Origin of the sequence: Chromobacterium haemolyticum (assembly GCF_002081825.1) — a bacterium.
Classification (GTDB): Bacteria; Pseudomonadota; Gammaproteobacteria; order Burkholderiales; family Chromobacteriaceae; genus Chromobacterium; species Chromobacterium fluminis.
Genome location: NZ_MUKU01000043.1, coordinates 1 through 23,955, shown reverse-complemented (window position 1 = coordinate 23,955; position 23,955 = coordinate 1). Strand labels below are relative to the sequence as shown.

Sequence of the window (23,955 nt, the reverse complement as noted above, 5' to 3'; positions counted from 1 at the left end):
GTTGTTCCGGTGATCAATCCAAGAACGTCCATCGAGAACTTGAATGTTGGCATAGGCCCGCTTTGGCGGGCCTTTTTTCACATGAGGTGTCCATGACTGTTTGTGGGGCAAAGACCCGGACAGGCGGGGCATGTCAGCGCAGGCCCTTAAAGGGGAAGAATCGATGCGCCTTGCACGGGGGCAAAAGCACGGGCCCGAGAGACTCCAGGGGCAACCGCAATGCAGCCAGGCCAGGCAGCCTGTACAGCAAATTTCTTTCCGAGGAGGAGGAGGCGATTGCTCTTGGCTTAGAGCTGGGCCAGGTGGACGAGGAACTACGGCTCACCAAAATCCGGTTAATGCGGGCACTTGCCGCGGAGCGGGATTCTGAACCGCTGGAGCTGGAAAGTAAGACGGTAAAGCCGGTGCTGTTCGGGGGCATACCTGATGACGAGGAAGAAGGGGTGATTGAAGAGTACACCTACCGCGTCAAGGATTACGCCGGCTTGATTGACCGGCTCACCGCGCGGATTGAGTCCCTTGAGTCGCGCCGTCAATCCTTGCTGTTGGGCGAGGTGGAACTGGAACTGAAGCGGCTTGATCTGGACCGGCGTCGCAAGGAGCACGAAAAGCAGGGCGGCGACCTGACGCACAATATTGTGCCGGTTCCGACCGCGGACAGCGTCGAGGGCTGGGAGGCCGTGGCCGAGCAACATCAAAACAAGATTTTAGGTAAGTCATGAGGGCGCGCACGGAATACAGGGCGGTTTGGCGGCCCTTGCCGGGCTCGCAGTCCTTGGCATTGTCCTGCCCGTGCAATGAGATCTTGCTCGAAGGCACGCGCGGCCCCGGCAAAACGGCCGCGCAGTTGATGAAGTTTCGCCAGCGGGTGGGCTTGGGCTATGGCAGCTTCTGGCGAGGGGTGATCTTTGATGTCGAGTACAAGAACCTGGCCGACGTCATCACGCAGTCGAACCGGATGTTCAAGCTTTTCAACGATGGCGCCCGCTTTCTGCGTTCGCCCTCCGAGTTGCGCTGGGTCTGGCCGACTGGCGAGGAGTTGCTGTTCCGCTTCGGCGACGACGAGGACGATTACTGGGCCTTCCATGGTCAGGAGCTGCCCTTCATCGGGTTTAACGAGCTGACCAAGCAGAAAAGCATGGATTTCTACGACGCGATGATGTCGTGCCGGCGCAGCTCCTTCAAACCGGAGAACTACCCGCTGGAGGATGGGGCTGTGTTGCCATCGATCCCCCTGGAAACGATCAGCACGACCAATCCGTTCGGCGTAGGCCATGCCTGGGTCAAGCGGCGTTTCATCGAACCGATGCCGCGCGGCCGGGTGCTGCGCACGAGTCAGATCGTGCACAACCCGCAGACCCGTAAGGAAGAGGAAATCACGCTGACGCGGGTGGCCATTCACGGCAGCTTCAAGGAGAACCCCTACCTGGATCCGGTGTACATCGCCACGCTGATGAACATCAAGGATCCGAACAAGCGCAAAGCCTGGGTGGAGGGTTCCTGGGATGTCACCAGCGGCGGCCGTTTCGATCACCTGTGGCGCGAGGCGGTGCATGTGGTCCGGCCATTCAAGATACCGCCCGGCTGGAAAGTGGATCGTAGCCACGACTGGGGCGAGAGCAAGCCATTCTCCAATCTGTGGTGGGCCGAGTCGAATGGCGAGGCATTTGAGTTGGGCGACCGATCATTACGTTTCCCGAAGGGCACTTTGTTCCTGATTGGCGAATGGTATGGCTGCGAGCCGGACCAGCTCAATGTCGGTTTGAACATGAGCTCCACCGATGTGGCCAAGGGCGTGAAATGGATAGACCAGCATCTTGCCGGCGGCGCGGCGGCACGGCCTGCCAGCCTCCAAAAAGGGCAGTTGAATGTGCGGCCGGGCTTGTGTGCCAATGTCCGCCCCGGGCCCGCGGACTCCATGATCAAAAACAGCGGCGACCACGAACTGAGCATCGCCGACAAGATGGCAAGGCAGGGCGTGCGCTGGACGGACTCGGACAAGCGTCCAGGATCCAGAGTCAACGGCGCCGCCGTTTTCTGCGACATGTTGGAAGCGGCGCTGTATGCCGCCGACAAGGAATCAGGGTTGCCGGAAGAACCTGCGTTCTACGTGTTCGATCATTGCCGCGGCTGGATCAGTCGGATCCCGATCTTGCCGCGCGACAAAGACAACCCGGACGACGTGGACTCGGATGCGGTGGACCACGATTGGGATGGAACCCGATACCGAGTCCTCAGCAAGCGGGTGACGGTGAAGCGTCAACCACTCAAATATTGACCCGCCGGCAGGCGGGATTTTTCTTGGTAGGAGCGACAGCGCGCCATGTCTGACCCGAGCATAAAAAGCCAAACCGTCAAATCCATGGCCGAGCATGACGTGATGATCGCCGCCCTGATTGGCGGCACCAGCGGCATGCGCAACGCCGGCAAGGCCTTGCTGCCCGCGTTTCCATTGGAGGAGGACGACGATTATCAGCGCCGCTTGAAGGCTTCTACCTTGTTGCCGGCTTATACGGAAACGGTAGACCAGATGGTGGGGCGGGTATTCGCCAAGCCGTTGCGGGTGGAAAGCGGCTTGCCGCCGGCCTTGCTGGCCGATGTCGATCGCGAAAAACGGAATTTGCACACTTTCGCGCATGACGCTTTTCTGCAGGCTTTCCATCGCGGTGTGACTTATGTCCTGGTCGATCAGCAGCGCATCGAGGTCGGCGCGACGCTGGCGGACGCAAGGAGCGGGGGCGTCAGACCCTATTGCGTGCTGATTCCGCGAACCGCCGTGCTGGGCTGGCGCGAAACGGATAAACGCCTCACTCAGTTCCGCTTCATGGAAAAAGTGATCGTCAACGATGGGGACTTTGGGGAACGCGAGGAGGATCAGATCAAAGTGCTGGAGCCGGGGAAGTGCTCCATCTACCGAAAGCAGGGCGGAAAAACAGCTTGGAGCCTGGTTGAATCGTTCGCCATGGGCGTCGCCACGATTCCGGTGGTGCCGATTTACAGCGAACGCACCCGCTTTATGTGCGGCGCGCCGGCCTTGCTGGAGCTGGCGCACCTGAACGTGAAGCACTGGCGCGAACAAAGCGATCAGGACCGGTCGGTACAGTTCGCGCGGGTGAGGATGGCCTACGTCTCGGGCGTGGAGGATGAGTCGTTGAGCATCAAGGCCAGCGCTGATGGCCTGATTCCTTTGCCCAGGGGCGGCACTATTGGCGTAGTGCAAGGCAGCGCGGAGTCGGTGACGGTCGGGCAGAACGCGTTGACTGCGCTGGAGGAGCAGATGAACACTGCCGGCGCCAAACTGACCACGAAGTCGGTGTTGTCGATGTCGGACCGTCAAGCCGGCGAAGAGCAGGCCAAGATGATTTCCCGCTTGGCGGCCATGGGCGAGGCGCTGGAAGACTCCCTGGACCAGGTATTGCAGTTGATCGCGGATTGGGCTGAGGTGAACGAGGGCGGTAGCGTGCAACTCGGTGTCGAGCTGAAGGACTTGATGTCGGCCAGCAAGGTGGCGGTGAAGGAGGTGCTGGAGATGCAGACGCAAGGCTTGCTCAGCAAGCAGTCCGCCTTCGAAATTTGCCAGACCCTGATTCCCGCCTTGGACGAGAAGTCCTGGGAAGACGAACAGGCCCGCATTGAAACCGATGCCCCGACGCTATGATCACGCTGTTCGATACCGCGACGGAGCGTCAACTTGAGCTCTTGCGATATGACGCCGATGTGCGCGAACAAATCGCCAAGATGCTGCGCCAGTTGGGACTGGAAGTCGAAGCCTTGATCGGCGGGGTTCAATTTGACCGCTTGACGGATTTTCAGTCGCGGCGCGCGCGGCGGCTGTTGGCCCAGATCAAGGCGACGCTTGGACAGGGCTATGGCGATATCGCCGAGCTGATGGATGATCAGCTCGCCGCGTTGGCGACGGTTCAGGCGCAATGGGGCGTTGAGGTGCTGGCGCCTGCGCTGGGCGTCTCTTTCGCTGGCTTGCCGGGGCCCGACGTGATTGAGGCCCTGGCGCGCGGCAAGCTGATTCAGGGTACGCTCATCGAGGACTGGTGGTTGCGTCACGAAGGCAGTATGCAGTTCCGCGGCGCCGGCATCATCCGCAGCGGAATCGTGAATGGCGCGACCAACGATCAGATCGCTCGTTCGATCCGGGAGTTGTTCGACATTGCCCAGCGCGATGCGATGGCCTTGGTGCGAACCGCGGTCCAGTCGGTGGCGAATGAAGCCATGACCGGGCTGTACCAGGCCAATTGCGATATTGTGCAGGGTTATGTGGCGCTGGCCACGCTGGACAGCCGGACCACGATTGAATGCGCCGCGCGCAACCTGCTGCGTTGGGATATGGAGGGTAGGCCCGTTGGGCATTCTCTGCCGTTTCGGAAACCACCATTGCATTGGAATTGCCGAACGGTGTTGATGCCCTGGCTCAAGAGCGACAACGAACTGCTGGGCGGGGGACGTTCCAGCGACGAAGGCTATGTGGATGCCGATCTATCGTTTGACGCCTTCCTGCAGCGCAAGGACCGCAGCTATCTGGACCGGATGTTGGGCAAGGGCAGGGCTCAGCTCTACCAGGACAAGAAGCTGACCTTGATCGATTTGCTGGACCAGCGAGGCAACCGCCTGCCTCTGGACGAGCTTGAACGCAAGGCGGCGAGGATCAGGCGATGAATCTGAAAAAGATGACGGAAGCCGAGTGGCAAGAGTCGGAAGCACGGCTTGGCAGCCAATGGCGCAACGGCGAACTGGCTCACTTGCAGCTTGAGCATGAGCATCCGGCGCTTTACCTCGATGTGAAGGCCTTTGCCGAGCGATTGCACGTCAGCAAACTGGAGTATTCGCGACTGGCTTACTACTGCCTGGATCGCGGGGTGGCTGAGACGGAAATCGTGCCCTTGTTCTGGGGCGCTGCCGAACAGGCCGGCGCCCAGTACCGGTTTGCCATCATGGAGATGGCGGATCGATGGAAGGACGGCGCCATCGTCAGCCATCTATTGAAAGCAAAGCCTTACCCGTCGTAAAGAGACGCCCGCGAAAGCGGGCTTCGGTTTATTCAGCCCCGGTTCTTGCCGGGGCTTTTTATTTGGGCGCAGCCCGAGCAACCCCGAAGGAATCAAAGCGTGAAATATCGAAATCAAGCAATCAAGTATTACCTGCGCGCGCCGGCCGGCGGCGAGGGCGGCGGCGCCGGAGCCGGCGGAACGGAGGGCGCCGCCGCCGCAGGGCCTGGCGGCGGCGAGGAGGGCAAGCCGAGCGTTGAGTTGGCCACGTTGGAAAAAGAGCTGGCCGGCCTGCGCGCGGAGAACACCGAGTTGCAGGGCTCGCTCAAGACCCAGTCCGAGCAGCTGGCGCGTTTCGACGGCATCGACCCCGATGCGGTGCGCAACATCTTGCAGAAATTCGCCAACGACAAGGAGGCCGCGCTGATCGCTAAAGGCGATCTGGATACGGTGCTGGAGATGCGAACCGCACGGATGCAGGAATCGCATGACAAGGAACTGGAGGAGTTGAAAAAGGAGATCACGCGACGTGACGATCAATTGGCGCGCGCGGAGCGCAAGGAGTTTCGCGGCGAAGTGGCCACCACGGCCAAACGCTACGGCGCGATCGACGAAGCGTCGGAAGACATCATGCGGCGGGCGATGGACGTGTTCAAGCTGGATGAGCGCGGCGAACTCGTCGCGAAGGATAGCTCGCTGGACAGCAAGGGCAAGCCGCTGACCGTGGATTCCTGGTTCGCTGAGCTGAAGGACAAGGCGCCGTGGTTTTTCCCGGCAAAGGGTGGCTCGGGCACGGCCGGCGGCGCTCATGGCGCGGGCGTGAAACGCTCGGAGATGAGCGCTACGCAGATGCGGGAATTCATCGCCAAGTACGGTCAGCAGGCCTATCTGAAATTGCCGCAGTGACCCAGGCAGTTCGTTATCGTTTTTCACGCCCTAACCGGGCGTTTTTTATTTTGGAGACATTGGCATGACCACGACCAACAAAGACATGGTGATCTACGATGATCTGGCGCAAACCGCCTATCTGGAGCGGATGCAGGATGTGCTGGAGGTGTTCAACGGCGCGTCCAACGGCGCGTTTGACCTGTCGAATGAAAACATCATCGGCGACTTCCGCAAGCGAGCCTTCTACAAAATCGGCGGGGTCATCGAACACCGCGACGTCAATTCCGAAGGGCGCGTTGACACGAAGAAGGTCGGCGCCAGCGAAATGGTCGGCGTGAAGGTGCCCTTCAAGTATGGCCCGTACTCGACCTCCGAAGAGGCGTTCAAGCGCCGCAGCCGCGACCCGGAGGAGTTTTCCGTGCTGGTCGGCCAGGACTACGCCGACGCGGTGCTGACCGGCTACATCCAGTATTCCACCGCGGCATTGCAAGCCGCCATCGGCGGCAACAAGGACATGGTGGCCAAGGCGAATATTGCCGTTGATGGCAGGAAGACGCTGACCAAAGGCTTGCGTAAGTTCGGCGACCGTTTCAACCGCATCGCCATCTGGGTCATGGACTCGAACATTTACTTCGACATCGTGGATGAAGCGATTGCAGCCAAAATCTACGAAGAGGCTGGTCTGGTGATTTACGGAGGCGTGCCTGGCACGCTGGGCAAGCCGGTGCTGGTCACCGATCAATCGCCGCAGGACGTGTTGTTCGGCCTGCAACGCGGCGCTATCAACATCAACGAGTCCCAATTGCCGGGCTTCCGCTCCTATCCGATCAACGATGGCGAGAACCTGGAAATCGGCTTCCGGGCTGAGGGCGTGTTCAATATGGATGTGATGGGCTACAGCTGGAAGGAAACCGCCGGCGCCAACCCGAACCTCGCCACGGTGGGTTCCAGCGCCAGTTGGCAGAAGCATGCTACCAGTAATAAGTCCACCGCCGGCGTGGTGATCAATCTGAGCCACGGACAGTAAGGGCCAGGGCGGCGGCCCGTTCGGTTTCAGGAGGATAAGGTGAATCTGATCTACACAAGCAGGACCGAGGGGTTTGAGCCGGGCGGCTTGTATCGAAACCCTAGGTTTTTTCAGGGGCCGGAAAAGGGTGTTTCCAGCGTGTTGGTGGAGGGGGACTGGCCTGAGATTGTCGAGGCCTACCGGGCTTTTGAGGTCCCGGTGGAGTTGCTGCCGGAGGTGGCGGCGCAGCACAGCGACCAAGACGGCCCGGCAAACGAACGGCCAGCGGCTGGCTTGCAGGCTGCGCCTGGCTTGGCGACGCCCGCCGCGAAGGCGCAGCGGGGAAGGCGTCCTGCCGCGGCCGGCGTGGGCACGACTGAGGCATGAGGAGATGGCTTTAATCGTCGAGGATGGCAGCGGCCGGGCCGACGCCGAGAGCTTGGTCACGCTCAAGGAGGCGGACGGCCACCATCTGGAGCATGGCAATGGGGCCTGGAGTGGTTTGAGCGAGGCGATGAAAGAGCGGCGCCTGCGCTATGCGGCGCTCTATCTCTCCAGCATGTGGCAGTTCGCCGGCAAACCGGTCAACGTGTCGCAGGGGCTGGCGTTTCCCCGAACGCCGGCTGGACTGCCAGTGCGGGTCAAGACGGCGCAAATGGAACTGGCCTTGGTGGACGACCTGGCCGAGTCAATGGCCCGGGTCGAGCGCGGCATGGTGACCCGCAAGCAAACGGAATCGCTGGTGACCGATTTCGCGCAGCCCATCATCAATCGAACGGCGGCCGCGCGCTTCCCGCTGGTCAACGCGATGCTGAAGCCTTACTTGGCCGCGGCCTGCCACATCAAGCTGATTCGGGGGTGAGATGGCCGACTATACGCAAGAGCGCGACGATGCGACACGGCAGATCCGTGAGGACGGCGGCCCGGTAGTGTTGCGCGTCAGCCTTGGCGAAAGCTATGTGCCAGGCAAGGGGATGGTCAACCGCTGGCAGGACTTTGGCTCCTACGCGGTGTTTTCCGACTTCGGGTTTATTGCTTCGGGACAAGCATTTGCCCCCGGCTCCACGATTCAGGTCGGAGACAAGAAGGCTTTGTTCGCGGTATGCGAGGCGACGCCGGCGCCTGGGCATCTGCTGGTGGTGAGCCCCAAGTCAGGCGATAAGGAAGAGGTCTGGAGGGTGATCAACATCAAAACCATTCAGCCGGAGCCGGGCGGCGTGATCGTCATGCACACGCTGCAGCTCAGGAGGTAGCCATGTCATTCGCCGTTGATCTCGAGCGCTTCGCAGATGGCGCCAAGAAGTCGCTGGACGCCAAGTGTCGTGAAATCACCCTGCACCTGTTCCGTGGGGTGATCCTGAAAACGCCGGTGGACACCGGCCGGCTGCGCGGTTCCTGGGGTGTTGGCGTGACGCCGACGCCTGGCCCGCAAGACGGCATGGACAAGGCCGGTAGCCAGGCATTGGGGCGGGTGGTGGCGGCGCTAAGGCCAGGGGTGTTTACCCATGGAGGAGTGATGACGTTGATGACGAACCTACCCTACGCCTATCGCATCGAATTTGACGGCTGGTCGCATACCAAGGCGCCGGCCGGAATGGCGCGCCTGGCGCTGGCCGAAACCGTCGCTAGATATGGGAGGTGACAATGGCGATTCGCGGCGCGCTGGAATCGCGCTTGCTGGCCTGGGCCGATACGAAGGGGGTTCCCGTTGCCTGGGAGGGCGTAGCGTTCAATCCGCCGGCAAACGTTTACCTGAAAGTGTTCCTGATGCCGGCCGAGCCGGTGAACATGGATCTCGACAGCGGCATCCGTGAATACGGCGTGTTCCAGGTGTCGATCTGCACGCCGAGCGGCACCGGCCCGCAGCAAGCGGAGGGCCTGGCCGATGAGTTGCGCGACGTGTTTGTCGCCGACGAGGTGATCGGTCCGGTCAGGATCAGCAAGACGCCTTATCGCTCGCCAGGTCTGCCGTCAGACACCCATTACATCGTGCCGGTCACGATTCGCTATTCGACGATCTGAAGCCGGCTTTGATCGACACAGACCCGCCTATTGGCGGGTTTGCCATTTTGAGGATCCAGCAATGACTTCCAATGCCATTTCCGCCCAGAAAACCAAGTTTTTCATCGAGTCCACCGGCACCACTCCGGAGTTTGTCCAGGTCAAGGAAATCCAGTCCTATAGCGGCTTTGACGGCAAAGCCTCCGAAATCGACGTGACCACGCTGGACAGTGATGCGAAGGAGAAAAGGAAAGGGCTCGCCGACAATGGCGGCTTCCAGATCGAAGTGAACCGGGTTTATACCGACCCCGGCCAGACCCTGCTGGACGAAGCGCAGTCCGACGTGGAGCCTAGGCGTTTCAAATTGGTTTTGCCGAACGGCTGGACTGGGCTGTTTTCTGCCCTAGTGATGTCCTTCGACCTCAAGGGCGGCGTCGATGCTGTGATCAAAAGCACGGCCGCGCTGAGCATTACCGGCAAGGTCGAATGGCAAAAGCCGGTGGTGAAGAAGGGGGCCTAAGCACGATGGACATCAATGACGATTTGCTGGTGGTGGGCGAGAAAACACACGAATTCACGCTCAAGCACTATGTGACCGGGCAAGACACCAAGGTCAAGGTTGAGGTGTTTTCCGCCGAGTCGGAGCAGGCCCAGCAACTGCAGCGAAAATTGCACGACGACGACGTGGCCAGGCTGGCCGCAGCCAATACCGCCGGCAGGGAACGTGCGGATCCGCTGAGCTATGTGGAGCGGGAGCAGTTGTTAGTCAGCATCGCCGTCGCGCGCACCGCCGGATGGTCAGGGCTGACGGAAAACGGCGCGCCTTTCGCGTTCACCCCTCAGAACGCTCAGCGGCTTTACAGCAAGGCTGCCTGGATCCGCGATGCCGTGATCAGCCAGAGCGCCGACTTGGGAAAATTCCTGCCGCCGCCTGCGCCACCGTCAGAGCCTACGCAGACCAGGAATTCCGACTCGACAAGCGGCTGAAGCAGGGCAGTTCGTTGCGCAAGCAAGGCCACGTCAACAAGCTAAAACTGCCCAATGAGGCGGCTTATTTGTGGGCGTGGTTTTGCGAGATATCGGCAGGGCGGCAGTACTCGGACTGCGGTCCGCAGGCTCTGGCTTGTTTGGAAATGGAGGCGTGGGCGCGTATCACGCAGCGCCGGCCGCGAGCATGGGAGTACACCTTGCTGCGGCGGCTGGATGTTGAGTTTTTGACCATCCAGGCGATGGACGAGGAGGCATTCATGCTAGATGTGCTTGAAGACGATGAGGCGCGGTCGCGGGCTTTGATGAGAATGCTCAGCGCCTGAGCGGCAAGGGCTTGGCTGTCGTTCAATAATCTAAATCACTGTACGGGTAGTTTGAGCAGCGTTTTACGACTTCCTTACGGCTTAGACCGCGCGCAGCATCAGTCCTCGACAGGACTGGCGTGCAACTTGACCCCCAGCCCACGCATCAGCTTGAGGATAGTGTCATAGCGTGGTTTTGCGCCGGGAGACAGCGCTTTGTAAAGGCTTTCACGCCCCATCCCGCAATTTTTGGCCAGTTGAGCCATTCCACGCGCGCGCGCCACATCGCGTACTGCGGCTAGAAAAACATCCGGATTGGGGTCTTCTAGCGCGGCGCTGAGGTACTCGGCAATGGTTTCTTCACTATCCAGATAGTTGGCCGCGTCAAACGGTTGCAGGTTCGATTCCATGGTTTACTCCGGCAGATTTTTGAGCAAGGTTTTGGCGTGTTTGATGTCGCGCTTCTGGCTCGACTTGTTTCCACCACATAACAACAGATAGACCACCTGGCCGCGCCGCGTGTAATACACCCGGTAACCGGCGCCGGTATGGATTCGCATTTCTGAGACGCCGTCGCCAACTGGCTCGCAGTCTCCAAAATTTCCTTGTTCGGCCGAGCGGATTCGAATGGCAATGCGGGCTTTAGCAATCGGGTCGCGAAGCTGGCTCAGCCAAGCATTGAATTCTGCGGTCGTCAGAAATGTGTTCATGGCTCAAACTGTATCCGATCGGATACAGTTTGACAAGGGTTGTGGGTGATTCATGTGGCGAGAAGGTTTGGCAAGCTGATTCCGCCGGCCGCCACTCTTCCGGGCATGGCCCACAGCCGCTGAGCTACGGTGACATTGCCGCAGGGGAGAGGCTTTTCTCGCGCCAGCACCGCGGCTGGGAGGTGATGCTGGACCTAGATTACCTAGAGGTCCAGGCCATGGGCGATGGTGCGTTGCTGGCAGAGCAGATGCAGGATGATGAGGCGAGGTCGGTGGTGATTATGGCGTTGCTAGCGAGAAAGTAAAAAGCCCATCTTGTGATGGGCTTTTTACTTTATTTCCCGCACTTTGAACACCGCCCAGGGGCGGGGGCAAAGTTAATCATGGTTCTGCTGGAGTCTTCAGTGCATATGGATCTATATGATTTCGGCTTGCCATTAAGTGAATTGTTGAAAATCTCCGCGAGTACTTTGAGAACATTTGCCTGATCTTTCTGGCTTAAGCTATTAAATGCAATTGCAAGCTGTTCTAGGTTGATTTCCAATTTAATTTCCTTTAAAAATTGCCGCAAGAATCACATTTGGACGGCTTTATGGTGGTTGGTGTTTCTTTGCATAAATGGCAAGACTTTTTATAGTAAATAAGAGCGGAACGATTTGCGAAACGTTTTTCCTTTTCAGTTATCGACTGTTTCATATCATTTCTTTCTCTTTCTTCGTACTCGCGCACGGACTCGTCAAATTTTCTTTGCTGCATTGTAGAGCCGAGTCGTGGTATCTTCTTGAAAGAGTTATAAAGAGCGGTATTGCTTATTGTTGACTCGATTGAATAGGAGAGTTTGTCATCCCATTTATCCACAACAGACCATGTTGAAAATATTAATTGGGCAGCTCCAATAATGCCTGCCATGTAAATAAAGTATGGCAAAAAACTCCATTTGATACCGAATGCTAAAGCTGCAGAGCCGATCAACAGAGGATTTATGATGCCTAGGAAGGTAATTATGCGGGTTTTATTTTGGATTGATTGGTATCGTTTTTCAAATATCTTTGCAGTTCCAAATGCGTAAAACTCATAATCAGTACAAGATTCTTCTATATCTTTATTACTAAGATTTTGCTGGTCTGTCATTGCTGTGTGATTTTCATGGTATATGAGGTTGATATTATACATGCCAATTATTTAGCATCAAGTTGATCCTTGACAATCCTTACCATCTCCTACGTCACATCCTTCTCGAAGAAGATCGGAGCCTCGCCACCCGGCCGGCTGTACGTACTGCGGCATCCGCATGAGCTGCCATTGCGCACGGTGTTGTACGGGCACGGGCAGTTGCCGTAGTACGACTCGATGGACTCCTTGATGATGGCGCGCTTGATCTGCTGATCCGACATCGGTTTGGCGCTGACGGGGCCGGCGGCAAGCAGAAGGGTGGAGAGGGCGATTAGCCTGAGCATATTTTTGTCCTGTTGTCCTGTTGTCCTGTTGTCCTGTTGGGCTGTTGGGCTGTTGGGCTGATGGCCAAGCTTCATGCTGGAGTTAGATTGTTGTCAATGTCATAATGGTGACTCCTTGACCCAACAGGACAACAAAGATGAAAAAAGCTCTCTTGCTGATCGCAGCCCTGGCACTGGCAGTTCCTACCATCTCCTTCGCCGGAAAGCACGGCGGTGGACACTACGCCGGCGGCAAAGGCTCCTCACACAAGGGAGGCCACTACAAGAACAAAGAGACGAATGACCACTACCGTAAGCGCCACTGAGGAGAGCTGGTGCAAATGAAAAGCCTCGCGATCACGCGGGATGTATTGGCTAGATATATTTTTGTTATGCGGTGTGAGAGGGGGTAGCGATGGTTGATGAGAAAACTGCAAAAACACTGACGTCTGAGAAGTACTTCAAACCAACGGTTTATGTCTTATTAGTGTTCTCGGCAATATTTGCTGTCAGTTTCTTATGGCTGTATAAAGAAAATGACAAGCTACATGAGGAACAGGTAAAGTTTACGGATAAAAGAGTTGAGTTTGAAAGGTATATTAGAAATGAGGAAGGAAAGCTTGCGGCCAAGAAAGTTGAACTTGAACGCAAAGAGGATATTGTTACTAAGAAAGAGCAGGACATTGCTGCAAGAGGTGCAGAGTTAAATGGAAAAATGAATAGTTATGAAGTCGGACTGACAAGTTTAAAAGAAAGAGAAGTGGCAGTTAGCAAGTCTTCGAAGATAAAAGAGGCTGAGGGGCGCATTGAAAAATTAATCTCTGAATACTCAGATTTAGGAGTCAATTTAAGTGCTCAAGTAGTATGTGGTGACCAAGAAGCAATCGAGAAGAAGAATCGCGCAGAAAATAAATTAACAGAGATAAGGTCTTTAATTAGGGCCAATGATCTTTCTGAGAGGTATGCTTATTTTCTGCGTAGCACTAGTCCGGTGATGATTCACTTTGGTTGTCTGCCGCGGGTAAAGGTTGGATAAAGATAGACCACAACGAACTTCAAAAGCCTCGCAGTTGCGGGGCTTTGTCAGTTCCAGCCTAACGTGTTGGAGCGGCGCGCGCCTGGGCGGAGCAGTTCGAGCAGCGGCAGATCGTCGAGCAGCAGAATGTGACGTTGGCGAACCAGGTGGCCGAGCAAGCGCCGAAAGTCGCTGCCCAAGAGCGGCTCGCGCTCTCGGAGGGCGAGCTGTGCCTGACAGATGCGGCGAAGGCGCTGGGCGTGCCGCCAGGCAAATTCACCGCCTACCTGATCCGCATTGGTTGGGCCTACCGGTGCCAGAGCAATAACCGGCCGGTGGGGTACACGGTCAAGGAGCAGCAGGGCTTGGTCGTTCACCGGCCAGTGACCATCTACCACAAGAGCGGGGACGTTGAATCCTCGTCCCAGTTGCTGATCACCCCCAAGGGGCTGGCTAGGCTGGCCGAATTGATCGCAACAGGAGATGTGGCATGACCTCGCCATGTCGTGCAGGAAAAAACAAATAGTTCTAACCGACTTAGTTGCAATTGTTAAATTGAAGCCCCGCAAGAGCGGGGTTTTTTTATGTCCTGTCAGTACAAATTATCTGTTGCACAAATAAAACATAGTTTTGCGAAAGGGAACACGCTGGCTGTCATAGGTAGAACGGAAGTGCTAAAGCTTTGTGCGATTTTTTCAGACTGAGGGAGATGGGCATGAGCAATGTTGAGAGAATTTCAGTAGTGGTGGTGAGTGTCATTATTCTTTTGATGGTTTTGGTGATTGCGTGGATGGCCGCGACCTCATCTACAAGAGTTGCAAAATCATTGCTGAAGAATGCCGTGCTTGATATTGATTCAGCAAAATTTGAAAATGTTTACTGGAATAATGAACGCAACCACATATGCGGATCGGTGAATGCAAAAAACAGAATGGGCGCATACGTTGGGTGGCAAAGGTTTGTTGTTCCTTATTGGCCTGGAGCTGAGGGCGGTAAAGGTTTTTATGCAAGCTTGGCTAAGCTTGAAGACAATGACCCTGGCGAGTTTTTCTCAGCATGGAATAGATTGTGTAATAAATAGGAGTCTTCGTTACAAAGGATGGGGTATGGCGCTTTCAATAGAGGCTAAAGCCAAAATGGTTGCTTGGATTGCTGTTTCTTTTCTTAGCTTAGTTGTGGTTTCTTGTGTTTCTTATTTCACAGGAGGCAAAGAAGTGAAGCAGGGGTCGGATTTAATAGAGTGCAATTCAATTGCAAAGTATGGTGCAGATGGTGTTGAGGCTGCAATAGTCTTGATGGAAGCAGTTCGGTCCAATCATAAAGTGTCAGAATATAATGGGCGTCTCGAAATTGAAATGGTGAACTTTGTTGATGAAAAAGCAGCTTTGTTAAAAGTTGCTAAGAAAATAGCAGATGCAGATGCCGTGCTAAATTGCATGGCTAGAACAATATACTTTTTTGACCCAAATGGCAAAAAGGTGGCGCAGGCTGATTCTGTACTTGGAGTCCGTTTGACGGATTGACTTGAGTTTGATATCGGTGCCTCATCATGTGATGAGGCATTTTTTATTGGAGATGTGCAATGGATATTGCGACTCTAATTATACGGGCAGATGCAAGAGAAATTGAAGGAAGTGGCCGAGCGTTGAGCGATTTGGCTAGAGTTGGGTCAGCCACCGAAAATAGCTTAGCCAGGATGGCCAGCAATATTGATGCGTCTTTTTCTCGTGCCACTAGTGTCATTAAGTCCTTTGTTGCAGCGTACTCCGGCATGAAGTTGCTTGAGTTCTCCAAGGAAGTGACCTTGATGGCGGCGCATTACAACACCTTGGGCGTGGTCATGAACACCGTGGGCAAGAATGCGGGGTATTCCACCGTTCAGCTGCAGCAGACCGAGTCTGCGTTGCGCCAGACGGGGATTTCTGCGCTGGAGTCCCGGCAAAACATCGCTCGCATGATTCAAGCCAATGTTGATTTGTCGCAGTCCACTCAGCTCGCGAGAATCGCCCAGGATGCGGCGGTGATCGGCAATCTGAACTCATCCGAGTCCTATACCCGCCTGGTCTACGGCATTCAATCCGCTCAAACCGAGATCCTCAGAACCATCGGGATCAACGTGAACTTTGAGGCGGGTTACCGGAAGCTTGCCGCGCAGTTGGGCAAAACGGCTGACGCTTTGTCTGAAACGGAGAAGATTCAGGCCCGGGTCAATGAAGTGATGGAAAAGGGCAAGATGATCTCGGGCGCCTATGAGGCTTCGATGGAAGAAGCGGGCAAACAACTTAACTCCATGAAGCGCTACGCGGATGATTTGAAAACCTCCGCGGGTCAGGAATTCATGGTGCCATTTACCCGAGGGGTAACGAAGGCTACCGATGCTCTTAAATTCTTGTCGGAAAATAGCGAAACCGTAGGAAAAACTCTGACGTGGGCACTGGGGGGCGCGACGCTGCTGGCCATCAGCAAGACTTCGGGCGCTCTTGGCCAATTGATCGTTGACACAAGCAAGCAAGGAGTTGCTGCGCGCGTCACCGCCACGGCGGCTTTGGAAAGCGCCAGGGCAGAGGCCACCAATGCTGCTGCCGCCCTGCGCAGCGCGCAGGCCAGCGCAGCTTTAGGGGGCTCACAAACCGCGCTGTCCGCAGCAAAAGCGCGAAACACTGTAGCCACAAATGCGTTGACGGTGGCGACAAACAACTATGCCCGGGCGGCGACCATGGCGGGGATCGCGGCACGGGGCGCCAGCGCTGCCCTGGCAGCTGTTGGTGGACCTTTCGGCTTGTTTATCGCAGCCGCGGCAGTCGTCGTATACAACTGGGACAAGATCGCCGAAGCGGCTGGTGATGCGGCTGCAATTAGTGAAAACTCTGCCCGCCGAATATCTGCAGCTATGAGTGCGGCTGCAAAGGCACCTCTTGCGGCACTGCAAACAGAAATTGCTTTGGCGAAAAAAGGGATGGCTGAAGCGGATGAAGAATTGAGAAAGGGCACGAAGAAACTATTTGATGGGACTGCGTACTACGAGATCCCCTTGAGCCGGGATGAGCTGAATGCAATAAAAGTTAGGAGTAATGCTTACCGGGCTAATTTATTAGAGGCCGAAAAGGCATATAGCATTGCCATGCCTAGATCAATGGCGGAGGGCTTGAAGGGAGCGACATTTGACATCCGAATCGAAGACCAAAAGAAATTTATTCGGGACAACCTACGGCTACTGAGTGACTCGGCTGCAATGTCCAAAATGAAAGCGGGTGCCAAGGAAGAGCTTCTTTCAGGCGTTGCGGCAGCCAAAGCAAAAATAAAAGAGCTTGAGGATGAGCAGAAAAATGCAGCAACAGGAGAGACATCCCTTACCAGAGTTGCGCAGCTAAAGGGTAGCTATACGCCGGCCGCTGAAAAGATCCGAGCGGATATTCGTGAGATAGAGAAAGCGGCGGCTGAAGGTGTGATCTCGCAAGAAGAAGCTGCAAAGTTGCTTGCGCAGGCCAACGAAAAGCTTAATAGCTCACTGCGTGGGGGCAAGGGAGGGCGAGGCCAAGGAGGGGGAGCCGACCGGTTGGCCAACATCCGAGCTGACCTCATAAGCTTGCGTGAATACCACGACAACCTCTCCAGACTAGGCGACGCGGCTCAGAAGCTTACCGAGGGAGAGAGGCAACTCAATCGATTAATCGCCCAGCGGCAGAGCCTGGCAAGCGGTGAAGGCAGCACGACCAAGGGGCAGGGCAACCGGGCGCCGTCGATCATCCTACTGGATCGTGAGATCGCGCTGATCAAGGAGAAGATCCGCCTCGAAAAATCCACCAAGGGGCTGGAAGTGTTGTACACGGACCTAGCGGAAACCACCTCGGGCGTCCGCGCGGCTGAGACCTACATCCAGCGGCTGGACACCTTGGGCCTTCGTGTTCAACGGCTGACTGACGCGGAGAAGAAGCTGCTTGAAGTCAAAACCGAACGTGAGGCATTGATCAAGCAGCCGGTTCCGTCCGATCCGGATGAACTTAGGAGTCGAAACGAACGAATCTGGCAGTTCGATCAAAGGATTGAAGCACGACAGGGACTGGTTGATATCGAAAACATGGCCACAGCGCGCAAAGCGTTAGCGGAGGCCAGGGAGGAGCTGGAGCGCTACAACGCCACGATGTTCATGTCGCAGGAGGCCAAGGAGCGCTACATCTACTTCCTGGACAAAGAGAGGGAAGGTGTTGCCACTTTGCCGGGCGAGTACGCCAAGCTGATCGCCTCCTACGACGAGAGCAGAGCCAAGGCGCGTGAGTTTACGACCGGCTGGAATCAGGCCTTGGCCCAATACGCCGATAACGTGGGCAACAAGGCCGCACAGGGCCAGAGGGCGTTTGAGACCGCCACCAATAGCATGACGGACATGCAAACCAAGTTCTTCATGACCGGCAAACTGGGCTGGCAGGATTTCGCCAACTCGGTGATCGAGCAGATCATTCGGATCCAGATGCAGCAAGCAACCTTGAGCATGATAGGAGGTGGGCTCAGCTTGGACTGGCTGCCGAGCGGCCTGTTCGGCCCGTCGGTGATCGGCAGCGCCAAGGGCAATCTCTTCTACAACGGCCAGGTGGTCCGTACCTTCGCCAGCGGCGGAGCATTCACCAACTCGGTGGTGTCGAGCCCGACGATGGCACCGATGGCGCTGTTTGGCGAGGCGGGGCCGGAAGCGATCATGCCGCTGACACGGGACAACGCCGGCCGGCTGGGGGTTAAGGCCCAGGGCGCCGGCACTGAGGTCAATCTGGCCTTGAACGTCATCAACCAGTCCAGCCAGCCGGTGAGCGCTTCGGCAAGCCAGCCGCGGTTTGATGGCCGGCAGATGGTGGTGGACATCGTGCTGACGGATTTACGGCGCGGGGGACCGGTGTCGCAGGGGATTAAGGCGATTGTTGGAAAATAGCGCAGAACGCTTCACCAATCTGGTGGGCCCACCGAAATGGTGGGCTTTTTTTTATTCTGAAATGGAGGTGATATGGTGCTGCCAAGGCTGCCCAGTTACGTGCGTCTACTGTTGGCGGGATATGGAGAGGCTCCAGACTACGGCGTGATCCGCTCGGATATGGAAGGCCCTATCGCCAAGCAGCGGCCGCGGTGGAGTTCTCCAGTGGCCCAACTCGATGTGACGTTGTTGATTGAGGGGCGCCAGGGAAAGCTGGACTTCGAGGAATGGTTCGGCAAAACGCTGGCCGGCGGATCGGGCTGGTTTCTCTACACGGATCCGATCAGCCAGGCTCAGAGGAAGGCGCGGTTCATCGGCGGGAAAATCCGCCTTATCCCTGACTCAAAAGGACTATGGCGAGCGGCGACCCAGATTGAAGCTATTGCAGCCTGAGTCCAACTGTACGCTCCAATTCAACCGACCCGCCTTCGTGCGGGTTTTTGCTTTCAGGAAGGGGATTTTATGGCGCGAGCAATTTCTCAAGCCGCGCGCGAGAACATCAATGCCACCAGCGCGGCGGAGCCGCTGTTGATGCTCTTGGAAATCAGCCATGAGGATCTGGCCGAGCCGGCTCGGGTGGTCAACGACTCCGTGCCAATCACCGTGGAAGGGCATGTCTTCGTGGCGTGCTCTTTTTCTTTCCAGTTGCCAGAAGAGTCGGAGGGCCAGGTACCGCAAGCACAACTGGCCATCGACAACGTCGGTCGGGAATTGACGAAGTGGATCGATGTGTCGCAGGGCGGCGCCGGTTCGCAATGCCGCGTGATCCAGGTGTTGCGCAGTCAGCCGAAGGTTCTGGAGTACGACATTACTTTGGACCTCTCCAACGTGGCAATGACGCCATTGCAGATCACCGCGACGCTTGGCTATGTGGACTTCTTGAATCAGCCGGCGGTGGCTTTGCACTACCGGCCGGAAACCGCACCGGGGGTGTTCTGATGCATTGGTCTGATCCTTACGTGGGCATGGAGTACGCGGACGATGGATTGAATTGCGCGGCTCTGGCCGAACAGGTCGCCGCCGAGGTGCTCGGCCAGGCGGTCAGCCTGCCGGGCAAACATCAGAAGACGCCGTTTGGACGCAACACTCAAATTTCGGCCCGCAAGGAGCAGTTCGCGGAGAAGGTGCCGGAGCCGGTGGATGGCCACCCGGTGCTGCTGCTGGCGCGCGGCCGGCTGCAGCATATTGGGGTGATGTGTTGGATAGGGCGGGAGTGGTGGGTGCTTCACGCGGACGAAGGCTTTGGCGAAGTGGTGCGCCAGCGGCTGCGTTCGCTGTCAGGGTATGAGGTGGAAGGGTTTTACCAATGGAAATGACAACACCGAACGCCGTCAGGCTGGCGTTTTTGCCGCACCCGCTGTTGCTGGAAGGCCGGCAACTGGTGCAAGCGGCGTTTCGCCGCAATGAAACCTTGGGCGGCTATTGCCGGCGCACGGGCATTGAGGTGGACGAAGGGCACGCCGTTTCCGTGAATGGCCGGACGCTGGCGCCGGAAACTTGGCGCAAGTACCGGCTGAAGCAAAACGACATTGTATTGGTTCGGGCTTTGGTGCGTGGCGGTGGTGGCAAGGTTTTTCGTTCTATCGCTCTGTTGGCGCTTGCCTTCACCGCTCCCTATCTGGCGGGCTTCGCCATGACGGGAACCTGGACCGCGATGAGCGGGGCCCTGGCTATTGGCATCATGGTAGGCGGCTCAATATTGATCAACACGCTGTTGCCGCCGCCCAAGCCGCAGTTAGGGGCGTTCGGCTGCGGCGCCGAGCAATCCCCTACGTATTCTTTGGCCGGCGCCCGTAACCGCCTGCGGCCGTTCGAGCCCATGCCGCTGGTGATGGGAAAGCACAGGATGGTGCCGGACCTGGCCGGCAAACCTTACACGGTGTTTGAAGGGGCGGAGCAGTTTCTGTTCCAGTCCTTCCATTTCGGCCTGCAGTCCGAACTGAAGCTTGAAAATTTCAAGCTGGGCGAAACCCTGTTGAGCAGCTATCAGGATGTGACGATTTTCGAGGCGGGGCCGGATGGCGTGCTGCCTGCCGAGTTCGGTAATGTCGATACCGAACAAGGGCGAGAAATCAAGGCGGCGGACGGCTGGGTAGAGAGAACGACAAGCCCAGACACGATTGCCATAGGCATCGATGTTCAAGGCTTGGCCTATTTTGCCCGGGACGATGGCGGCATTGAAAGCAGGTCCATCGAGTTTCAGGTCGAATACCGCGCCTTTCCGGACGGAGCCTGGCGCAACTTTGGCAATCGGACATTCACCTTGCACGGTCGGGGCATCAATATCGCACGGCTGTCGATTTCCGAAGCGGTACAACGAGGCCAATACGCTATCCGCGTCATTAAAGTCAGTGCGGATGGAGACTCGAGCCGGTACAAGAATCAATTCGCGGTGGCTCAGATCCGCAGCCATCAATTCGATGGCGCCGACTACACCGGACAACGGCGAGTTGGGGTCCGCATCAAGGCCAGCAACCAGCTCAATGGCACGATCGACGAGTTGTCGGCGGTGGCCAGCTCTGAAATCCCGGTGTGGGAGAACGGAGGCTGGGCATTGCGCGCAACTTTGAACCCGGCCTGGTGGCTGTTGTGGTGGTTGCGGGGCCGGAGGGCGGTCAATGGGCGTCGGTTGTTTGGCGGCGGCCTGCCTGATCAGCGCATCGAGATCGAGAGCATCAAGAGCTTTGCCGTGTGGTGCGAGGCCAAACGCCTGAGCTTTAGCCGTGTGCTGGATCGAGGAATGCCGATCAAGGAAGTGGCGGAGATGATTGCGCGCTGCGGCCGCGGGCAGATGACCTGGCAGTCGGGCCGCTACGGCGTGGTGTGGGATGCCGACGAATTGCCCGTCGTCGCGGTGTTCGGCCCGGCCAACATCAAAGCCAAAAGCTTTCGGATTAACTATCAGTCCGGCAAGTTGGCAGACGAAATCATCGTTAATTTCGTGAACCAGTCCAAGGACTGGAAGCCAGATAGCGTCAGGGTCGTGGTGCAAGGCGTTTCCGATCCGGCGAATCCCGCAACGCTGGACTTCATCGGCTGCACCGATGCGGACGTGGCCGGGCGCGAAGCCCGGCTGCTGGCGGCGTCGCAGGCTTTGCACCGTCGACGCATCAGTTGGGAAACCGACATCGAGGGCATGGTGGCGGGCAAGGGCGATGTGGTCTTGCTTTCCCACGATATGGCCAGTTGGTCATTTTCCGGCCGGCTGCTTGGCGGGAATCGCCAGGAACTGCGACTGGACAGGGCGGTGCCTTTAGGCGCCACGGCTTATGTCGGCATCCGCTTCCCCGACGGCAACTACTCAACATATCGGGTCAAGGGCGGCGGGGGCGAATCTGCATTGCTGCGCTTGCGCGATCCGATTCCGGTCAGCGATGCGGACGGCCCGCTTCCCGTGCCGGACGAGTCGCCTGATGCGGTCGCTCTGGATTGGATGTGGTTTTACGATCCGGCGACCCACCCCGGCCGCAAGGTCAAAATCATCGACGCCAAGCCGCTCGACAATGGCGATATCCAGTTCACGGCCTGCGACTATTTGCCCGAGTATTACGCGGCGGAAAAGGGAGACTTTGCCTATGTGCCGCCGCGCCCCAGCCGTCCGCCGCTGATTGGCTATCTGTCCCTGACCGAGTCTAGCCGCGTCAACGCCAGGCAGCAGCGCGTGCCGACGATGCAAGCCAGCTGGCCGCCGGTCCGCGGGGCGACGCAGTACCGTTACTGCTGGCGCCGCGAAGAAGGCATTTGGAACGAGGCTCTGACGAGTGAGACCCAGCATGCGGCGGATGTCGAGCCAGGCTATCACGAAGCGTCCGTTGCTCCGCTATTTGCCGATGGCGGCATTTCCCGGCCCGCTTTCGCCCATTTGACGGTCACGGCCATGGGCGAACCGCCGGCGGCGCCGCAATCCTTCTATGCCGTGGGCGATCTCCTGCTGATTGAGCTGGCTTGGCGCTACCCGCCGGCCGTGGATATCGCGGGCGTGGAGCTGTTCGGCCAGATCGGCGACGGGCCAAAGGCGCGCTTGACCTCCTTGCCGTTTCCTTCTGACCGCTGGACGCATATCGGTCTGTCTGTCGGGGTGACGGTGGAGTATGAGTTGGTGTTGCTGGATGGATGGGGCAACCGCTCGGCGCCGGTCAAGGCCAGGGCCAGTACCGAGAAGAACCCGGCCAAGTTGCTGGAGCAGCTGCAGGGCAGCATCGGCGGCGGCCAGTTGACCGAAGAACTGCAAAAGCCGCTCGGCAAGCTGCCGCAGATTGCGGACTCGGCGAACTCCGCGTTACAGGCGGCGTATGAGCTGATGCTGACGCAGGATGACCGCGATACCGCGCATACCCGCAACTACGCGATAGCGCGGCGTGAAATCAAAACGCTGAACACGGACCTGTCCAGCGAGGCATCGGAGCGCCTGCGCCTGGCCGCCGCCTTCGACGACAGCCGCGCTGATTTTTTGGAGGAGAAAAAGGCAACGGCCAGTGCGCGCGAAGCGCTGGCTTCGGATCTCAAGCTATTGCGCGCCAGCCATGACGATAGCGTTGCCGCATTGAAACGCGAGGAACAGGCGCGGGCTAACGCGGACGAGGCGCTGGCCCGGGCGGACGAAGTGCTGGGCGCGAAGTTGGGAGAGAACGAGGCGGCGCTGCGGCGCGAGGTCGAGGCCAGGGTCAACGGCGAGGGCGCCACGGCAAAAAGTCTGGAAGCCCTGGGCGCCAAAGTCGGCGAGAACGCGTCGGCCATCCAGGCGGAAAGGGAGGTCAGAGCAACAGAGGTCGGCGCGGTGGCGCGCTCGGTCGAGACGTTGGAAGTTACGGTCAACGGCAACACCGCGGCTATCCAGGAAACCAGCCTAGTGGTTGATGGCATACAGGCTGAAAAAGTCCTCAAGGTCACTGCTGGCGACAAAATCGCCGGCATGGGCCTGCGGGCGGATAAAGACGGCTCAAGAGTCGATTTTTTGGCCGACAAGTTCGCGGTGTCGCTGCCGGACGGTAGCGGCAGCCGGCAAATTTTCACTGCTGGCAGCGTGAATGGCCAGCCGATGGTGGGGATTGATGGCGATCTGATCCTGCGCGGCACCCTGTCCGGCGATCGCTTGTTAGCGAACTCGGTTGAGGCCGACAAGATCGACAGCCGCCAGCTGACGATCAAAGACCCTGCAGGCAATGTCGTGGTGGATTTCAACGGTATGGGTTCGCACAAGATCAATGGACAGCTCAACGCCGGGCAGATCGATACGCGCGGCCTCACGGTGCGGGATGGAGCCGGCAATGTCATTCTGGATGCGGGAGGGATGCATGGCACCTACATCAAGGATCTGACGATAGGCACGCTAAAAATAGCAAATGGAAGCGTTAGTTGGTATCAGAGTTGGGGCCGCGACTTTAGGTACGGCACATTTTATACGCCATACCCCACAACCCTGGTTATAGCTGGTGCAATGTGGTGGAATGGCGGCGGGGAGAGCTCAATCAGGTTTTACATCGACGGAAACATTTTGGTTTATGGCATGCATGGAGTCTCTGATCTGCTCCCCTTAGGCCTTACCAATCAAAAGTAGAGAGAAGTCCGTCACTGAAGGAGAATGACGGACATGAAGAAGAGCAGATTCACCGAAGAACAGATCATTGGCTTTCTCAAGCAGGCCGAA

29 protein-coding genes and 1 pseudogene are annotated in these 23,955 nt (G+C 57.6%); 26 read left to right on the top strand and 4 right to left on the bottom strand.

Annotation, left to right across the window (positions count from 1 at the left end; all coding sequences use genetic code 11):
• Positions 1 to 92: 92 nt before the first annotated feature.
• The 16 genes and pseudogenes from B0T39_RS26530 to B0T39_RS21610 form a co-directional block, all read left to right on the top strand.
• A pseudogene (locus B0T39_RS26530) lies at positions 93 to 200 on the top strand (HGGxSTG domain-containing protein); the annotation flags it as partial.
• A gap of 102 nt (positions 201 to 302) precedes the next feature.
• Positions 303 to 722: a hypothetical protein gene (locus B0T39_RS21680; protein ID WP_176219629.1), complete on the top strand. Its 420-nt coding sequence runs from the start codon at positions 303 to 305 to the stop codon at positions 720 to 722.
• A gap of 83 nt (positions 723 to 805) precedes the next feature.
• Positions 806 to 2,278: a hypothetical protein gene (locus B0T39_RS21675; RefSeq protein WP_217806311.1), complete on the top strand. Its 1,473-nt coding sequence runs from the start codon at positions 806 to 808 to the stop codon at positions 2,276 to 2,278.
• Positions 2,279 to 2,323: 45 nt separating this feature from the next.
• Positions 2,324 to 3,658 carry a DUF4055 domain-containing protein gene (locus tag B0T39_RS21670; protein WP_081550392.1) on the top strand — a complete coding sequence of 445 codons (1,335 nt, stop codon included), beginning with the start codon at positions 2,324 to 2,326 and terminating at the stop codon, positions 3,656 to 3,658.
• Positions 3,655 to 4,671 carry a minor capsid protein gene (locus tag B0T39_RS21665; RefSeq protein WP_081550390.1) on the top strand — a complete coding sequence of 339 codons (1,017 nt, stop codon included), beginning with the start codon at positions 3,655 to 3,657 and terminating at the stop codon, positions 4,669 to 4,671. The genes B0T39_RS21670 and B0T39_RS21665 overlap by 4 nt, the downstream gene beginning before the upstream one ends.
• On the top strand, positions 4,668 to 5,021 hold the full coding sequence (locus B0T39_RS21660) for a hypothetical protein (protein ID WP_081550388.1): 354 nt from the start codon (positions 4,668 to 4,670) through the stop codon (positions 5,019 to 5,021). Before B0T39_RS21665 ends, B0T39_RS21660 begins: the two co-directional genes overlap by 4 nt.
• Positions 5,022 to 5,120: 99 nt before the next feature.
• Entirely contained in the window at positions 5,121 to 5,906 is a 786-nt protein-coding gene (locus B0T39_RS21655) for a hypothetical protein (protein ID WP_081550386.1), read from the top strand.
• 64 nt (positions 5,907 to 5,970) lie between these two features.
• The gene (locus tag B0T39_RS21650; RefSeq protein ID WP_081550384.1) at positions 5,971 to 6,915 is read left to right on the top strand and encodes a major capsid protein; all 945 of its coding nucleotides are present in this window, start codon (positions 5,971 to 5,973) and stop codon (positions 6,913 to 6,915) included.
• A gap of 39 nt (positions 6,916 to 6,954) precedes the next feature.
• A complete protein-coding gene (locus B0T39_RS21645; RefSeq protein ID WP_081550382.1) occupies positions 6,955 to 7,281 on the top strand; it encodes a hypothetical protein in 327 nt (108 codons plus the stop codon).
• A gap of 4 nt (positions 7,282 to 7,285) precedes the next feature.
• A complete protein-coding gene (locus B0T39_RS21640; protein WP_081550380.1) occupies positions 7,286 to 7,756 on the top strand; it encodes a DnaT-like ssDNA-binding protein in 471 nt (156 codons plus the stop codon).
• Between the two features lies 1 nt (position 7,757).
• On the top strand, positions 7,758 to 8,147 hold the full coding sequence (locus tag B0T39_RS21635; RefSeq protein ID WP_081550378.1) for a hypothetical protein: 390 nt from the start codon (positions 7,758 to 7,760) through the stop codon (positions 8,145 to 8,147).
• A 2-nt stretch (positions 8,148 to 8,149) separates the two neighbouring features.
• Positions 8,150 to 8,536: an HK97 gp10 family phage protein gene (locus tag B0T39_RS21630; RefSeq protein WP_081550376.1), complete on the top strand. Its 387-nt coding sequence runs from the start codon at positions 8,150 to 8,152 to the stop codon at positions 8,534 to 8,536.
• Positions 8,537 to 8,538: 2 nt separating this feature from the next.
• Positions 8,539 to 8,916, top strand: coding sequence for a phage tail terminator-like protein (locus B0T39_RS21625; protein WP_081550374.1), 378 nt, complete (start codon positions 8,539 to 8,541; stop codon positions 8,914 to 8,916).
• A gap of 61 nt (positions 8,917 to 8,977) precedes the next feature.
• On the top strand, positions 8,978 to 9,415 hold the full coding sequence (locus B0T39_RS21620) for a phage tail tube protein (RefSeq protein ID WP_081550372.1): 438 nt from the start codon (positions 8,978 to 8,980) through the stop codon (positions 9,413 to 9,415).
• Between the two features lie 5 nt (positions 9,416 to 9,420).
• On the top strand, positions 9,421 to 9,882 hold the full coding sequence (locus B0T39_RS21615) for a hypothetical protein (protein WP_081550370.1): 462 nt from the start codon (positions 9,421 to 9,423) through the stop codon (positions 9,880 to 9,882).
• A 14-nt stretch (positions 9,883 to 9,896) separates the two neighbouring features.
• On the top strand, positions 9,897 to 10,208 hold the full coding sequence (locus tag B0T39_RS21610) for a phage tail assembly chaperone (protein ID WP_081550368.1): 312 nt from the start codon (positions 9,897 to 9,899) through the stop codon (positions 10,206 to 10,208).
• A 98-nt stretch (positions 10,209 to 10,306) separates the two neighbouring features.
• Here B0T39_RS21610 and B0T39_RS21605 read toward each other — a convergent pair whose 3' ends face one another.
• From B0T39_RS21605 to B0T39_RS21585, 4 genes are all read right to left on the bottom strand, one after another.
• On the bottom strand, positions 10,307 to 10,597 hold the full coding sequence (locus B0T39_RS21605) for an addiction module antidote protein (RefSeq protein WP_081550366.1): 291 nt from the start codon (positions 10,595 to 10,597) through the stop codon (positions 10,307 to 10,309).
• A gap of 3 nt (positions 10,598 to 10,600) precedes the next feature.
• Positions 10,601 to 10,897, bottom strand: a complete 297-nt coding sequence (locus B0T39_RS21600) for a type II toxin-antitoxin system RelE/ParE family toxin (RefSeq protein ID WP_081550364.1) — start codon at positions 10,895 to 10,897, stop codon at positions 10,601 to 10,603.
• 555 nt (positions 10,898 to 11,452) lie between these two features.
• Complete coding sequence (locus tag B0T39_RS21590; RefSeq protein ID WP_176219628.1) at positions 11,453 to 12,028, bottom strand: mobilome CxxCx(11)CxxC protein; 576 nt, start codon at positions 12,026 to 12,028, stop codon at positions 11,453 to 11,455.
• Between the two features lie 89 nt (positions 12,029 to 12,117).
• Positions 12,118 to 12,354 carry a hypothetical protein gene (locus B0T39_RS21585; RefSeq protein ID WP_081550337.1) on the bottom strand — a complete coding sequence of 79 codons (237 nt, stop codon included), beginning with the start codon at positions 12,352 to 12,354 and terminating at the stop codon, positions 12,118 to 12,120.
• Between the two features lie 137 nt (positions 12,355 to 12,491).
• On the opposite strand from B0T39_RS21585, the gene B0T39_RS25745 reads away from it, so the two are divergent.
• From B0T39_RS25745 to B0T39_RS21555, 10 genes are all read left to right on the top strand, one after another.
• The gene (locus B0T39_RS25745) at positions 12,492 to 12,659 is read left to right on the top strand and encodes a hypothetical protein (RefSeq protein WP_176219627.1); all 168 of its coding nucleotides are present in this window, start codon (positions 12,492 to 12,494) and stop codon (positions 12,657 to 12,659) included.
• A gap of 89 nt (positions 12,660 to 12,748) precedes the next feature.
• Entirely contained in the window at positions 12,749 to 13,369 is a 621-nt protein-coding gene (locus tag B0T39_RS25290; RefSeq protein ID WP_141111343.1) for a hypothetical protein, read from the top strand.
• A gap of 128 nt (positions 13,370 to 13,497) precedes the next feature.
• Complete coding sequence (locus B0T39_RS21580; protein ID WP_176219626.1) at positions 13,498 to 13,842, top strand: phage antirepressor KilAC domain-containing protein; 345 nt, start codon at positions 13,498 to 13,500, stop codon at positions 13,840 to 13,842.
• Between the two features lie 221 nt (positions 13,843 to 14,063).
• Positions 14,064 to 14,429 carry a hypothetical protein gene (locus B0T39_RS25285; RefSeq protein WP_141111342.1) on the top strand — a complete coding sequence of 122 codons (366 nt, stop codon included), beginning with the start codon at positions 14,064 to 14,066 and terminating at the stop codon, positions 14,427 to 14,429.
• Positions 14,430 to 14,454: 25 nt separating this feature from the next.
• A complete protein-coding gene (locus B0T39_RS25280; protein ID WP_141111340.1) occupies positions 14,455 to 14,871 on the top strand; it encodes a hypothetical protein in 417 nt (138 codons plus the stop codon).
• A 59-nt stretch (positions 14,872 to 14,930) separates the two neighbouring features.
• Positions 14,931 to 18,269, top strand: coding sequence for a phage tail tape measure C-terminal domain-containing protein (locus B0T39_RS21575; protein ID WP_081550333.1), 3,339 nt, complete (start codon positions 14,931 to 14,933; stop codon positions 18,267 to 18,269).
• Between the two features lie 72 nt (positions 18,270 to 18,341).
• Positions 18,342 to 18,701 (top strand): hypothetical protein, encoded by a 360-nt coding sequence (locus B0T39_RS21570; RefSeq protein WP_081550331.1) that lies wholly within the window; start codon positions 18,342 to 18,344, stop codon positions 18,699 to 18,701.
• A 69-nt stretch (positions 18,702 to 18,770) separates the two neighbouring features.
• Positions 18,771 to 19,247, top strand: coding sequence for a DUF1833 family protein (locus B0T39_RS21565; RefSeq protein ID WP_081550329.1), 477 nt, complete (start codon positions 18,771 to 18,773; stop codon positions 19,245 to 19,247).
• Positions 19,247 to 19,624, top strand: a complete 378-nt coding sequence (locus B0T39_RS21560; protein WP_081550327.1) for a hypothetical protein — start codon at positions 19,247 to 19,249, stop codon at positions 19,622 to 19,624. The genes B0T39_RS21565 and B0T39_RS21560 overlap by 1 nt, the downstream gene beginning before the upstream one ends.
• On the top strand, positions 19,615 to 23,865 hold the full coding sequence (locus tag B0T39_RS21555) for a host specificity protein J (protein ID WP_081550325.1): 4,251 nt from the start codon (positions 19,615 to 19,617) through the stop codon (positions 23,863 to 23,865). Before B0T39_RS21560 ends, B0T39_RS21555 begins: the two co-directional genes overlap by 10 nt.
• Positions 23,866 to 23,955 lie beyond the last annotated feature (90 nt).

Bases quoted from the DNA above. Each gene is read 5' to 3' on its own strand.
- B0T39_RS21670 (WP_081550392.1), top strand. From the start codon at position 2,324: ATGTCTGACCCGAGCATAAAAAGCCAAACCGTCAAATCCATGGCCGAG.
- B0T39_RS21665 (WP_081550390.1), top strand. From the start codon at position 3,655: ATGATCACGCTGTTCGATACCGCGACGGAGCGTCAACTTGAGCTCTTG.
- B0T39_RS21660 (WP_081550388.1), top strand. From the start codon at position 4,668: ATGAATCTGAAAAAGATGACGGAAGCCGAGTGGCAAGAGTCGGAAGCA.
- B0T39_RS21650 (WP_081550384.1), top strand. From the start codon at position 5,971: ATGACCACGACCAACAAAGACATGGTGATCTACGATGATCTGGCGCAA.
- B0T39_RS21640 (WP_081550380.1), top strand. From the start codon at position 7,286: ATGGCTTTAATCGTCGAGGATGGCAGCGGCCGGGCCGACGCCGAGAGC.
- B0T39_RS21635 (WP_081550378.1), top strand. From the start codon at position 7,758: ATGGCCGACTATACGCAAGAGCGCGACGATGCGACACGGCAGATCCGT.
- B0T39_RS21630 (WP_081550376.1), top strand. From the start codon at position 8,150: ATGTCATTCGCCGTTGATCTCGAGCGCTTCGCAGATGGCGCCAAGAAG.
- B0T39_RS21625 (WP_081550374.1), top strand. From the start codon at position 8,539: ATGGCGATTCGCGGCGCGCTGGAATCGCGCTTGCTGGCCTGGGCCGAT.
- B0T39_RS21620 (WP_081550372.1), top strand. From the start codon at position 8,978: ATGACTTCCAATGCCATTTCCGCCCAGAAAACCAAGTTTTTCATCGAG.
- B0T39_RS21615 (WP_081550370.1), top strand. From the start codon at position 9,421: ATGGACATCAATGACGATTTGCTGGTGGTGGGCGAGAAAACACACGAA.
- B0T39_RS21605 (WP_081550366.1), bottom strand. From the start codon at position 10,597: ATGGAATCGAACCTGCAACCGTTTGACGCGGCCAACTATCTGGATAGT.
- B0T39_RS21600 (WP_081550364.1), bottom strand. From the start codon at position 10,897: ATGAACACATTTCTGACGACCGCAGAATTCAATGCTTGGCTGAGCCAG.
- B0T39_RS21590 (WP_176219628.1), bottom strand. From the start codon at position 12,028: ATGACAGACCAGCAAAATCTTAGTAATAAAGATATAGAAGAATCTTGT.
- B0T39_RS21585 (WP_081550337.1), bottom strand. From the start codon at position 12,354: ATGCTCAGGCTAATCGCCCTCTCCACCCTTCTGCTTGCCGCCGGCCCC.
- B0T39_RS25745 (WP_176219627.1), top strand. From the start codon at position 12,492: ATGAAAAAAGCTCTCTTGCTGATCGCAGCCCTGGCACTGGCAGTTCCT.
- B0T39_RS25290 (WP_141111343.1), top strand. From the start codon at position 12,749: ATGGTTGATGAGAAAACTGCAAAAACACTGACGTCTGAGAAGTACTTC.
- B0T39_RS25285 (WP_141111342.1), top strand. From the start codon at position 14,064: ATGAGCAATGTTGAGAGAATTTCAGTAGTGGTGGTGAGTGTCATTATT.
- B0T39_RS25280 (WP_141111340.1), top strand. From the start codon at position 14,455: ATGGCGCTTTCAATAGAGGCTAAAGCCAAAATGGTTGCTTGGATTGCT.
- B0T39_RS21575 (WP_081550333.1), top strand. From the start codon at position 14,931: ATGGATATTGCGACTCTAATTATACGGGCAGATGCAAGAGAAATTGAA.
- B0T39_RS21570 (WP_081550331.1), top strand. From the start codon at position 18,342: ATGGTGCTGCCAAGGCTGCCCAGTTACGTGCGTCTACTGTTGGCGGGA.
- B0T39_RS21565 (WP_081550329.1), top strand. From the start codon at position 18,771: ATGGCGCGAGCAATTTCTCAAGCCGCGCGCGAGAACATCAATGCCACC.
- B0T39_RS21560 (WP_081550327.1), top strand. From the start codon at position 19,247: ATGCATTGGTCTGATCCTTACGTGGGCATGGAGTACGCGGACGATGGA.
- B0T39_RS21555 (WP_081550325.1), top strand. From the start codon at position 19,615: ATGGAAATGACAACACCGAACGCCGTCAGGCTGGCGTTTTTGCCGCAC.